The following is a 12,848-nucleotide window of genomic DNA, read 5'->3' on the forward strand; positions in this document are numbered from 1 at the left end:
GAATAAAAAATGGCAAATATTTACGATTCAGCGAACGGATTGGAACGCGAAATCCGCGAACTACCAGAATTTAAATCTTTAGAAGAAGCTTTTGCGGAATTAAAGAAAAATGAAGCAGCGTATGCAGCGTTCAAAGATTTCCAAGCATTCCAACAAAGCTTACAAGAAAAACAAATGCGCGGGGAAGACTTCAGCGACGAAGATGCTGCTCAAGCCCAAGCTTTAGCTGAAAAGGTTCAACAAGAAGAATTGATCAACGAATTAATGGTGAAAGAACAAGCTTTCAGCGTGATCATCAATGACTTGAACCGTATCATCATGACTCCAATTCGTGAATTGTACGAAGGTTAATTTGAATTAGAAGCTGCGACGTGAATCTGCGTCGCAGCTTTTTTTGGCGTATTGAGCTTTCGTCGGTTGTCTAATGAGAGAACAAGGTGAGGAGTTAAGAGACATTTTTGATAAAAGCGTAGAAGGAAATAAAAGGAGCTGTACAAGATGAAATAAAAAAGTTAGAAGTACCGATCATTGAGAGTCGGGCTTCTAACTTTCTATTAAAAGAATTTTTTGAGGTGATCTATCAAACCATCGATTTTCTCAGATTTTAGTAAACCTTTAGCTTTATCATAGTAATCACCTAAATCCTCCTTGTGATCTTCGATAAATTCCTTGGCTTTGTCGATATTGCCTTCATTCAATAGTTCTTTGGCTTTTTTGATTAGGTCCTCTTTAGTCATCAGCGAGCATCCTTTCCTTTTACAGCAATAGTTTATACGATTCGAGCTGCTTTGACGAGAATTAAAACTCGGTTAACAAGTGACAATCAAATTTCCAAGTAATCCATCAAGCCATCAAGCATGATATGGATCGTTTCGGTTAAATAGCTTTCGATCATTATTTCTTGATGAAACATCCCGAACCCCATTACGTGAATATAGTTTTGAACAATTTCCGGTTGCTTGCCTTCAATTCCTAGAATAGCAAAAAAGTCTCGATAATTTTGAATCTCAAAGGCCTCAAGCTCAGTCATCTTTTCCTTTGAGTAACGGAAAAGAAAATTATGGACCTCCTGCTGTTCATTCACGAAAAAGGTCATGTCTTTCGAAGAAAAAAATTGATCAGAAAAAGCCTTGATGGTTTGCCGCCGTTCGCTAGAAGTTAATGGTTTGATGCGTTCGGCAATGTGTCTTAAACCGCCAAATAATTCTCGATGAATTTGATAAACAATCTCATAAATGAAATCATCCTTAGAAGAGAAATAGTGATAAAATGAGCCTTTAGCTACACCTGCAGAGGCGGCTACATCGTCTACGCTGATCTTTTTGATACCATATTGATAAACCAACGCGCGGCCCTTATCCAATAGAATCTGCTTGTTGTGTCTTTTTTCTTCTGGTGTTAATTCACGCGGCAACTGTTTACACCCCTTTACTACGACCTTCAATTAGGCACTGTACTGAGGTCAATTATATACTGAAATGTAAGATTGGGCTATTCTTCTTGCATTTTTAGACCTTCGACAATATTCAATCGATCAATGTAACGATTAGATATCATCAGACGCAAACTACTGATAAAAGTTACGATCAGAGCAGTAATAATAAAGGATTCGGGTTGAATCTCTGGCTGCATGGCAAAGCTGTTTTGGGAGAATTGGTCTTTAATGGCCTCCAATAATTGAAGGCCAAGGAAAAAACCTAGTGGAATTGCCAACAAGAGTTGCAGCAGATTTTCCTTATTGATTGCTTGAAGAATTAATCGTTTGGAATAGCCCATAATATTCATAAACATATATTCAAATTCTCGAATAGTCAGATTCATCAAGTTTAGACAGAAGATTACTGTTCCTCCTAAAATGACTGAACAGGTCACTAATAAGAAGATCAGTATCTTCATATTTTCTAGCAATGAATGAAAAGACTGTCGATCCTCTTCAGCCGTCGTATAAAAAAGACCTCTCTTGTTTAATTGGTGCTTGACTTTATCGGGCTGTTTTGAAGTCAAATAGACGGTGTTGCATATCTTTGGCAGCTCGGTGAAAAGAGAGCCAGCGTAATCATAGGAGGTGTAAATAGCTAAACCCATACTCAGCGGCAGCACAGCAGAGATAATCGCTTGGTGATCATTGATGGTTATCCGATCACCAACTGTTACCTGCCATTTCTTGGCATAATAATCAGGAATGACTAAGCCCTGATCGAGTTTTTTATTCGGTAGGCTTAGCGTTGAGACAGAGGCGTTCATGATAATCAGCGGATAGTCCTCATTTTTTATCTTTCCGCTTAACTGAAGCATGGGGTCCTGTTTATCAATTGCCGAAATATCCTGTAATAATTTTTGATCTAAAGCTGCAGGCTGCGGCAGTTGAACAACCAAGTCATAATCAGCAAATGTGTTGAAATAATTATCTGCTACACTTCCAATAGAATCATTAAAGCCTAGTGAGAAAAGCAGCAGCCCCGTTGAAGCCGCCATCCCTAACACCATAAGTAAAAAACGCCCCTTATTTCTCAGAGATGTGGCAAAGGCATAGCGAGTATTAAAGGAGAAGGAGTGGAGTAGTTGAGAATGGCTTTCTCTTTTTTTCGTTTTTGGAATTCTCTGACTCATTGAAACAGCCGGAAACTCCTTCAGAATATCAAGCATGGAACTTAAAGAAAATAAACTGCAACCGACAGTCGAAACTAAAATCGTGATTATCCAGTAGCGAAGTTCAAAATGATAGGTCAGTGTAGGAAGCTCGATCATTGTACTAAAAACCTGGAACAGCAACTCAGTAATAGGGTAGCTTAAAAAACAGCCGATTAGTGAACTAAAGAAACCTAACAAAACAAATTGTCTGATATAAATAGTGACGATGGAACGATTACTTGTTCCTAGCGCTTTGAGTATACCGATTTGTTTATGCTCCTTCAGCAATGTCCGTCGTAGAATAATAAAAATGATCCCAAAAGATAGTAACCAAAAAATAGTAGGAAAAATACAGGCGAAAGAAACAAATTGTTCTAAATCCCCTTCGTACATTTGGTAGTTGATCTGATCTTTTTGATAGATGAAGGATTGATAGTCAAGCAGATTTTTCAGTTTTTCTTCCTTTATTTTCTCTGGGCTAGCTAACAATAATTGATTAGTGAAGGGAAAGAAATCCTTTACTACATAAGCAACCGCAAATTTCTTTGGATTTGCTGAAAAGGAGCGTTCATTTTGGGAATAATACACATACTCTGGAGAGCGGACGATTCCGACAACTGTTAGCTTCTGCTGATCAACAATGAGAGAATCTTTCAGCTTTACCCGATTTTTACGGGCGTACTGGCTGATGAGCACACATTCTGATGTTGTTTTTGGAAGCCGCCCTTTTTCTAAGAGCACTTGATTTAGTTTGGGCGAAAGGGAGATCAAACGAACCGTTTTTTCACCGCTTCTGAAATCCTGAACAGTACGTCCTTCAATCGTGGAAAGGATCGTTTCATTTTCTAGTTTGGCCTTAGAGGCATTTGAGAAGTTTCCAGTAAGGGTAACATCCGCATAATTTTGCTGACGAAAAAAAGTGGTCATCTCTTTTTCATAGATGGCTTTGAAAGTGAAGAGAGTAGTAAAGAACATTGCTGCAATTGCAATCAATAACCCCATTCCGAATATTTGAGTGATACTACTTTTCATTTTGCGAAATGAAAGAATCGTTAAAAGATTCATTACCATTCCACCTCCTTAGGTGTCAACGGGGAAAGGTTTTCTTCAATGGATAGAATTTTACCGCTTCGAAGTCGGATGACTGTATCAGCGATTCTTGCTATTTCTTTATTATGGGTAATAAAGATGATCGTATTTTTAGTATCGGACTGAATTTCTTTTAATACCTCCAAAATTTTAATTCCTGTTTCAAAATCTAAGGCTCCTGTCGGTTCATCACATAATAAGATTTCCGGCTTTTTGACAATGGCTCTAGCGATGGATACACGCTGCTGCTCACCGCCAGAAAGTTCACCTGGAAAATGAGTGATCCGATCCTTTAGTCCGACTGAGACCAATGCTTGTTCAGCGTCCATTTTCATTTTATTGACTAATTCGGTCGAAAACTCCACGTTCTCCAAGGCACTTAGATCAGGCAATAAATTATAGCTTTGGAAAACAAAGCCGATTTTATTCTTGCGAAATTCTGTCATCTGAGTTTTAGATAGCTTTGTCAGATCTTTTCCTTCGAAAAGTATTTTTCCTGAGCTTGGTTTATCCATACAACCAATTAGATTCAAAAGAGTCGACTTTCCCGAACCGCTCTCTCCTAATACCACAATAAAACGATTTTTCGGAATATCTAAAGTGATATTATCCAGTGCAACAACCTGTGATTCTTTAGTTCCATAGATTTTTGACAAATTTCGGATTTTAAAAGTAGTCATTATGGCGTCCCCCTATTGTTTATTTTGACCGTATTTCATAATCCAGTCATTATATGTGTAAAAAAAGAAAATCATTTTTGATTTTTATCCAAAGAACTATTATGACTGAATTTGTATTTATAGTCATAATACTACAAATACAATTTATTGTATAGGTTAAATTAATTGAAAAATCTATCGCATCAGCAAAAAGCGAACAAGCTTTCGTTTTTTTATGGTAAAATAAATGGGATTGGAAATCGGTTCGGCATTTTCAATAATGAAGGGAAACGACTGGTTTTCCTGAAATTAATTCCTAGGACTAGGAGGAGAAATAAATGAAATTCCTACATGCAGCTGATCTGCATCTAGATCGTTCCTTTGAAGGGCTGATCGCTGTGCCAGAGCATTTTCAAGAACAATTGGCAGCTGCCAATCAGAAAATGCTAAGAAATATTGTAGATACAGCGATTGCAGAGGCCGTCGATTTCATTTTATTGGCTGGAGATACCTTTCATCAAAATCGGCCTACATTAAAAACACAGCGTTATTTCTTTCAAGAAATGGCTCGCTTAGATGAAGCGTCGATCCCAGTTTTTATGAATTTCGGCAATCATGATTTTTATCAAGCCGACCGTTATTGGTTTGCTTTTCCAGATAACATTCAACGTTTCAATACGGAACAAGTTGAAACGAAAACGTTCCGGACTGGTGCAGGAGAAAAGGTCGGTATTACGAGCTTTAGTTATCAACATCCCACGATCGAAGCTGCAATGGTTGAAAAATTCCCTCACAAACAAGCTGTTGATTTTCAAATAGGGATGTATCATGGCGGACAAATGCCCTATGCCCCATTTCAGCTTACCCAGCTAGTATCAAAGGGCTATGATTATTGGGCGCTAGGTCATATCCATGTGCCGCAGGTTTTGTCGCAGCAACCTTATATTATCTATCCGGGTACACCTCAGGGCCATACACAAAAGGAAACAAATCTGACTGGTGTGACCTTAGTAGAAAGCCAAGGGAATCAATTGATTCCTAAGTCCATTTCTGTTGAAGCCGTTCGTTGGGAAAAACGGACATTGTCTTTGGCTGCGGTTCGTCACCCGCGGGAAATTTTTTCATTGGTGCGTAAGCTGACGGTGAATTTGCCGACTTTACTGCATTTAGAATTAAGTGATACTGAAAATCTGGGAGAAGAATTGGCCTATAAATTAGCTTCAGGTGAATTATTGGAGGCTCTGCAGGAGGAGGTTGCGCAAGAGATTTGTCTATGGCAATTGACGTTAACAGAGCAGCCGACTGAACGACCTTATCTGGCTGTTGACAAAGAATTGGTTGATCAGCTGATTATGACCTATCAAGCACCTCCAATCTTTAATGAATTACTGAGTGAGTTGGACCAGAACCCACAGCTCCATCACTTGATGGATCACGAATTTAGAGCAGATGCAGTGGCATTGTTAGAGAAAAAAATGCGTCAAAGCTATCAATTTAGGAGGGCTGCCGATGTGGATTAAAAAAGCGGAGATTACGAGCTTTGGCAAGTGGCGTCAGCAAACGTTCCTGTTTGAAGCGAAAAATCAATTAGTCTATGGCTTGAATGAAGCGGGGAAATCAACGCTGTACCAGTTTATCCAAGCGATTTTATTCGGCTTTCCGACGAAGCGAAAAAAAGGACAGGACTACACCCCAAATGACGGCAGCGGGTTTGGTGGCCGCTTATTAATCGTTCATCCAACTTATGGAGCAGTGACAATCGAGCGATATAAAGCAAAAAATAAAGGAAAAGCCAAAGTTTGGCTGGAAGATGGTCAGCAGGGTGAAGAAGAATTACTGGAAAAAATACTTTATCCTTTGAATCAGCCGCTTTTTCGTCAGGTTTTTACCTTCCAACAGGAACAGCTTCAACAGCTGGATGTATTAAGCGAAGAAAATCTGCATGAAGCGTTGATTTCATTAGGGTTGTCTGGCAGCAATGAGCTATTTGAGCAGCGTATCCAGCTGAAAAACAAGTATGAAGGGATTTATCGCCCCCGTGGACGAAAACAGCCCTTGAATCAGGCGTTGCAGAGCTATCAAATCCTGCAGCAAAAAATCAAAGAAAAAGAAGCACAGGAGGCTGGCTTTCAGAAGTTGGTTCGTCAGGCGGATGAGGAGAAGCGAGCGGTCACGCAGCAAGCCGCGAAGAATCGGAATTTGCAGGAACGGCAATTAGTTTTAGAGCAGCAGCGTATGAACTGGGCGAGCTATGCGGAACTTCTAGAATTGCAAAAAGCAGATTTGCAGGTATCAGCCAACGAAGAAGAACAAGCCAGTCTGCAAGCATTCTATCAAGAATACCAGCAATTGATGAAAGAGCAGGAGAAATTGCATGCGGCATTGCAGCAGCATAGCGGCAATCAAGAGTCGGCACGCTATTATTTTTACTTAGAAAATGAGCAGCGCATTCAACAGCTATTAGCTGAAAAAGTTGCGATTACTCGGATGCTGGATGAAGAACAGCGGATCGCGCTTAAATTGGCACAAGCAAATGAGACGCCTATCAGCTGGCAGCAACATCCGCCACGCCCTTTTACTGACGAGCAAGCAATTCAAACACTTTTTGCACCACTGCAATCCCAGCAAAAAAAGCTGGAGGAGCAGGAAATTCGCTTGCGTTTAATCAAAGAGCAGCGGGATCAAGCGGAAACGAGTCTGAATGCTTATGAACAAAAGCATCCAGAACTTTTTAATCGCAAAAAGAATCCGCCGTGGCTGTTTATCGCAGCTGGGCTGGGGTTGGTAGCCGCGTTTTTACTTCCTGCGCCTTTGCGCTATATTGTGATAGCTGCAGCCGCAGCTTGCGGGATAGGCGGATTGTTGAAGCAGAGTAAGCCGGCGAACAAAGATGCTTGGCAGGAGAAACTCGGCCAGCTGGATGTTTATGAAGGTCAGACAGCCGAGATGACAGAAAAAGTCGCAAAGGGCCAACGCGTTTCCCAACAGTTGCTTGATCAGATTCAAAACGAGCTGCGTCAAAGAAATCTGAGCGGCGCTGAGAATGAATTTGCGGTGGTACAGGAGAATCAGCGAGCTCAAAACTATTTGGCGCAATTGCAGGCACACGAAGAGCTTCAACTGCGTCAATCGATTCTGCGCCAAAATTTGATGCACCAGGAACAAGGATTTGAATTTTTGGCAGAATGGCTGCCGCTGCATGAAAAAAATCTGTCAGAGAAACTATCGAATTTGGAGCAATTTGCGAAGGAGATGGAGCAGATTCGTTTCGCTCAGACGTATCAAGAAAATACGGTTCTGCAGCAGCGAATTCATGAAGCGCAGAAGCAACAGCAGCAGTTATTGGACCAGCATCAAGTCTTGTTGGAAAAAGTGCGTTTGGCCTATCCTTCAGAAATTCCCGCATTTTTACAGCGAGAATCAGAAGTAGTCCAAAAGCAAACACGTTTAAGAGAATTGACCGAAACGGTGGCCCCGCTATTTGAACAGGAAACGACACTTGCAGAAATTGAAGACGCTCTGCGTATCTTACAGCAGGAGATTCAAACAGGCGAAATACAGCTGCATCAGCTGCAAGAACAGGAACAGCGGTCTCGTTTGCAAATCCAGCAAATGCAGGCGGATGGCACACTGGACAGTCTATATCAGCAAGCGACTCAACAACGGGCATTGATTGAAAAATTAACAACGGATTATGCGGTAGCGAAATTGGAGAATCAATTGCTGCAGGATATCGCAACAGAATTATCCGAGCAGCAGCTGCCCGAGCTATTGAAGCAGGCGACCAGCTATTTTCAAGAGCTGACGAATAATGCCCATAGCCGATTGGACTTTTCAGAAGGGGTGTTAACGATTGATCAGTTGAGTATTTATCATCTTTCAACTGGAACCAAAGATCAGGTCATCATGGCTTTCCGATTTGCCTATTTAGCTTTGCAGCAAAAACATCCGCTGTGTCCAGTTATTATTGATGACGGCTGGCTGCATTACGATCATCAGCGGAAATACCAATTTGCCAAATTATTACAGCAATTTAGTCAAAATTATCAAGTCATATGTTTGTCATCTGACCAAGAAATGGTAAGCTATTACCAAGAGCTTCACCAGCCAGTCTGGGAATTGAAGGGAGTCCAACGATGAAAAAAATCAAAGAATTAACAGTCGATGAGCAATTTGAAATGTATGTGCTGATTAAAAATGCCGATGTCCGCTTAGCGAAAAATGGCAAAAAATTTATCGCTTTTACGTTCCAAGATACATCTGGAGCGATCGATGGTAAGTTTTGGGATGCCTCTGAAGAAGAGATCAAACGCTACAAAGCGGGTCAGGTCGTTTTGCTAAACGGCAAGCGGGAAATGTATCAAGGCAATCCACAGGTCAAAATCCTGCATCTGCGTACCACTAAACCAGATGAACCGAATGATCCTGCTCTTTATATGGAGCGTGCGCCTATCAAGCGTGAAGAAATGGAAGAAGAGTTCAACAAAACATTATTCGAGATCACCAATGCCCATTGGAACCGGATCGTTCGCTTCTTGCTGAACAAATACCAAAAGGAATTCTTTGAGTTTCCGGCGGCTAAACGCAATCATCATGCCTTTGCTGGTGGTTTGGCCTTCCATACATTAACGATGCTGCGTTTAGGAAAGGCGATCGTGAAGGAATATCCGCAGTTAAATGCTTCCCTGCTTTATGCCGGCATTATCATCCATGATCTAGGGAAAGTGATTGAGTTGACAGGACCTTCCTCGACTGAATATACAGTAGTAGGAAACCTTGTTGGTCATCTTGTTTTAGTTGATGAAGAGATTACCAAAGCCTGTGCTGAATTGAAGATTAATGATGCAGATGAAGATATCGTGGTCTTGCGTCACATGGTATTGTCGCATCACGGTCTTTTAGAATACGGCTCACCTGTGCGCCCGCGTATTATGGAAGCAGAGATCCTGCATCAAATCGATAATATCGATGCGTCAATGCAAATGATGTCCAGTGCTGTGAAGAATGCTGAACCGGGAACGTATACGGAGCGCATTTTTGGACTGGATAATCGCAGTTTTTATGTACCAAAAGATATTTAAGACAAAACATGCCGTGAATTCTCTGCGGCATGTTTTTTGTCACGCCAACCTTTCACCGGCTAAGTGAATGGAGGCCCAAGCATATAGGGAACAAAGAGAAGACTACTTCGCTTTTTTATAGATGCCAGCTTGTCAACAAAGCTAAGCTGGTTATGTTAGGAGGGCAAACAAGGATGATCGAAACGGAAAGACTCTATCTTCGTGAGCTGCAGCAATCGGATATAGGCTCATTGAGCAAAATTTTACAGGATGATCAAACAATGTACGCCTATGAAGGGGCCTTCGATGATAAGGAGGTTCAAGATTGGCTGGATAAACAACTCGCCAATTATCGTCGTGACGGTTTTGGCCTGTGGGCGGTTATACTAAAGGAAACAGAGGAAATGATTGGTCAATGCGGGTTGACTTGGCAGAATTTCGACAGTAAGCCGGTTTTAGAAATTGGTTATTTGTTTCAACGGGCATTTTGGCATAAAGGGTACGCTATCGAAGCGGCAAGAGCCTGTAAAAAGTATGCCTTTGAAGAAGTAAAGGCCGAAGAAGTTTTTTCGATTATTCGGGATACCAATACAGCTTCGCAAAAAGTAGCAGCGAGAAATAGCATGACTTTTCGTGGGGAAGTGATGAAGTATTATCGTGAAGTAGAAATGCTGCATTATGTCTATGCGGTTCAAAAGTAAGTCGCAGTCTGCTGCGGCTTTTTTTATTCTCGAAAAGGGTAATGTTTCAAAAATAGTTTAAAAGCTACCAGCTTTCAGAGCGCAATACCGACTTAAAAAGCAAGTCGTGTTAAGATAATAATAGAGAAAATAACATAGTTTATCGCTGTAAAACAGCGTTAGTGACAAATGAGATGAGGTGAAACCGGATGAAGAAAAAGGAAGTCATTCAAACGGTGGAAGAAAATTTTGATCATGTGGAGACCCCAGCAGAACTAGCGGGATTAACAGCAGCTGAGGTCCAGCGAAAAATAGAGGAAGGACAGATCAATCAGGTCGAAGAGAATCTATTAAAGTCAGACAAAGAAATTATTAAAGAAAATACAATCAATATCTTTAATATTCTCAACTTTGTGTTGGCTTTGCTGGTGTTGTTAGTCGGTTCGCCCAAGAATACACTATTTTTCGGCGTAGTAGTCATCAATACGTTGATCGGGATCATCCAAGAATTACGAGCAAAGCATACGATCGACAAATTGTCGGTCCTAGCCAAGACCAAAGCGGTCGTGTTAAGAGATGGTCGGTTGCAGCAGATTGATCAGGAAGCGATTGTCTTAGGGGATATTCTTTATTTGCGCAATGGCGATCAAGTTCCTGTAGATGGGAATTTATTGTCTGGTGAGGGTGTAGAAGTCGACGAGTCGCTGCTGACTGGTGAGGCAGATCGTGTGCAAAAAGCCATGCGTGATAAATTATTCAGCGGCAGCTTCGTGACCGCGGGTGAATGCTTTTATCAAGGAACGGCTGTCGGAAGTGATAATTTTGCAGAGCAGCTGACCAGCGAAGCAAAAACTAAAAAGTCGGGCAATTCAGAATTGACGAAAGTTTTGAGCCGCATGATCGCGGTTTTGACGGTTGTGATCATTCCTGTAGGTTTAGGTCTTTTTTACAGTCAATATCAAGCTTCTGATTCCATCAAGCAGGCTGTTCTAGGAACAGTTGCGGCGTTAGTCAGTATGATACCTGAAGGATTGATGCTATTGACCAGTGTTGCTTTTGCAGTGGGAGCGGCGAATTTAGCACGAAAGAAAGTATTGGTCCAGGCCTTGCCTTCGATTGAAACATTAGCCCGAGTAGACGTGATTTGTTTAGACAAGACTGGGACGATCACTGATGGGACGTTGAAATTTGAGGAGGCTCTGCTTGAGGATATTTCTGAGAATCGGCTAAACGCGATTATGAGTGCTTTGATGGCTCACTTAAAGGATCAAAATGCGACAGCAAAAGCATTGCGGGCGGCTTTTCCGCCGACTAATAAGTGGCAAGCAGAGAAGATTGTTCCATTCTCTTCTGCTCGAAAATGGAGCGGTGTGACTTTTAAGGATCAAGGCAGCTTTGCATTCGGTGCGCCAGAATTTATTTTCAACGAGATGTCGCCTGAAAGGCAGCTTAAGATTCAGCCATATCTGGAAGATGGGCAGCGTGTACTGGTTTTAGTGGAATATCCGGGAGTCTTAGAAGAGGAGCTAGTCTATGAACCACGACTGCTTGCAACGTTGATCATCTCAGATAATTTAAGGGAGAATGCCCGGACGACTTTCGGCTATTTTGCTAAACAAGAGGTAGAATTGAAAGTTATATCGGGAGATCACCCATTAACTGTGTCAAAAATCGCTCAAAAAGCCGGAATTAAAAATGCTGAAGCGTTTGTCGATATGTCTAGCTTAGAGGAGCCTATTGATTATAACGCCTTGGCAAATCACACGACTGTCTTTGGTCGGGTCACTCCAAAGCAAAAGCAATCCTTGATTCGAGCGTTGAAGGTCAATCATACGGTTTGCATGACTGGTGATGGTGTTAATGATGTATTGGCTTTGCGTGAAGCGGATATTGGTGTAGCGATGGCGAACGGGAGCAGTGCAGCCAGAGCGGCATCAGATGTTATCTTGCTGGATTCGGACTTTGCCCGGATGCAGAATGTTTTAAACGAAGGTCGGCGCGTCATCAATAATATTGAGCGTGTAGCATCAATGTATTTGGTCAAAACAATCTATTCGCTAGTATTAGCTGTAATCTTTATGATTATTGCGAGTCCCTATCCTTTTGAGCCGGTGCAATTAACCCCAATCAATGCGTTGACTGTTGGGATTCCCTCCTTTTTCTTGGCTCTGAAGCCTAGCTATGAGCGAATCAAAGGCGATTTCTTGAATAATATTTTACGCGTCTCTTTACCCGGAGCGTTGACAGTAGTCAGTGCAGTAATGATCATTCAATTGGCGAATGTGCTGTTTGATTTGGATTATCAGGCGACATCAACAATGTCAGTCTTTTTGACGGGCTGTGTAGGACTGCTTGTTTTATACAAGGTCTCCTTTCCGTTGGATAAGAAGAAAATAGCGCTGATTGCATTATTGAGTACGGCATATCTAAGCTGCTATCTATTCTTTAGAGCCTTCTTTGAGTTTGACAAGCTTTGGAATCGCAATTTATTTTTTGTGATCCCTCTAACCTTTGGGATTTATTGGCTATTCAAAGGACTGACCTTTGTAATGGATCGTCTGGTCACATGGAGAATTCGTTGGCAGAAGAAGCGGCGGGCTAAAAAGAACCCGCAATCACGTGTCATTTAAAAGAGTAAGAATTACTTAAATTGATAAAAAATCCCGGAAAAGGCTTTCTTTTCCGGGATTTTTGGTATAATGAACTAAAAGTAGGATCAAAGGGTACCG

At 41.5% G+C, this 12,848-nt stretch carries 10 protein-coding genes; 6 read left to right on the top strand and 4 right to left on the bottom strand.

The window, feature by feature from the left end; translation table 11 throughout:
- Positions 1 to 9: 9 nt before the first annotated feature.
- Positions 10 to 351, top strand: a complete 342-nt coding sequence (locus tag IGI67_RS14390; protein WP_207109111.1) for a YlbF family regulator — start codon at positions 10 to 12, stop codon at positions 349 to 351.
- Between the two features lie 203 nt (positions 352 to 554).
- Here the strand turns inward: IGI67_RS14390 and IGI67_RS14395 are convergent, their stop codons facing one another.
- From IGI67_RS14395 to IGI67_RS14410, 4 genes are all read right to left on the bottom strand, one after another.
- A complete protein-coding gene (locus tag IGI67_RS14395) occupies positions 555 to 737 on the bottom strand; it encodes a hypothetical protein (protein WP_429958125.1) in 183 nt (60 codons plus the stop codon).
- An 86-nt stretch (positions 738 to 823) separates the two neighbouring features.
- On the bottom strand, positions 824 to 1,414 hold the full coding sequence (locus IGI67_RS14400; protein ID WP_429958126.1) for a TetR/AcrR family transcriptional regulator: 591 nt from the start codon (positions 1,412 to 1,414) through the stop codon (positions 824 to 826).
- 77 nt (positions 1,415 to 1,491) lie between these two features.
- Complete coding sequence (locus IGI67_RS14405; RefSeq protein WP_429958127.1) at positions 1,492 to 3,702, bottom strand: FtsX-like permease family protein; 2,211 nt, start codon at positions 3,700 to 3,702, stop codon at positions 1,492 to 1,494.
- On the bottom strand, positions 3,696 to 4,400 hold the full coding sequence (locus tag IGI67_RS14410; protein WP_429958128.1) for an ABC transporter ATP-binding protein: 705 nt from the start codon (positions 4,398 to 4,400) through the stop codon (positions 3,696 to 3,698). Before IGI67_RS14410 ends, IGI67_RS14405 begins: the two co-directional genes overlap by 7 nt.
- Before the next feature lie 317 nt (positions 4,401 to 4,717).
- Here IGI67_RS14410 and IGI67_RS14415 point away from each other — a divergent pair, with 317 nt between their 5' ends.
- The 5 genes from IGI67_RS14415 (at position 4,718) to IGI67_RS14435 (ending at position 12,749) form a co-directional block, all read left to right on the top strand.
- The gene (locus tag IGI67_RS14415) at positions 4,718 to 5,899 is read left to right on the top strand and encodes a metallophosphoesterase family protein (RefSeq protein ID WP_429958129.1); all 1,182 of its coding nucleotides are present in this window, start codon (positions 4,718 to 4,720) and stop codon (positions 5,897 to 5,899) included.
- Positions 5,889 to 8,519 carry an AAA family ATPase gene (locus IGI67_RS14420; RefSeq protein WP_429958130.1) on the top strand — a complete coding sequence of 877 codons (2,631 nt, stop codon included), beginning with the start codon at positions 5,889 to 5,891 and terminating at the stop codon, positions 8,517 to 8,519. The genes IGI67_RS14415 and IGI67_RS14420 overlap by 11 nt, the downstream gene beginning before the upstream one ends.
- Entirely contained in the window at positions 8,516 to 9,460 is a 945-nt protein-coding gene (locus IGI67_RS14425; RefSeq protein ID WP_207109108.1) for a 3'-5' exoribonuclease YhaM family protein, read from the top strand. The genes IGI67_RS14420 and IGI67_RS14425 overlap by 4 nt, the downstream gene beginning before the upstream one ends.
- A 173-nt stretch (positions 9,461 to 9,633) precedes the next feature.
- Positions 9,634 to 10,140, top strand: a complete 507-nt coding sequence (locus IGI67_RS14430) for a GNAT family N-acetyltransferase (RefSeq protein WP_429958131.1) — start codon at positions 9,634 to 9,636, stop codon at positions 10,138 to 10,140.
- A gap of 188 nt (positions 10,141 to 10,328) precedes the next feature.
- Entirely contained in the window at positions 10,329 to 12,749 is a 2,421-nt protein-coding gene (locus IGI67_RS14435) for an HAD-IC family P-type ATPase (protein ID WP_429958132.1), read from the top strand.
- The last annotated feature ends 99 nt before the right edge of the window (positions 12,750 to 12,848 follow it).

It is taken from the genome of Enterococcus sp. AZ196 (genome assembly GCF_050498845.1).
In the GTDB taxonomy this organism is placed as follows: domain Bacteria; phylum Bacillota; class Bacilli; order Lactobacillales; family Enterococcaceae; genus Enterococcus_A; species Enterococcus_A murrayae.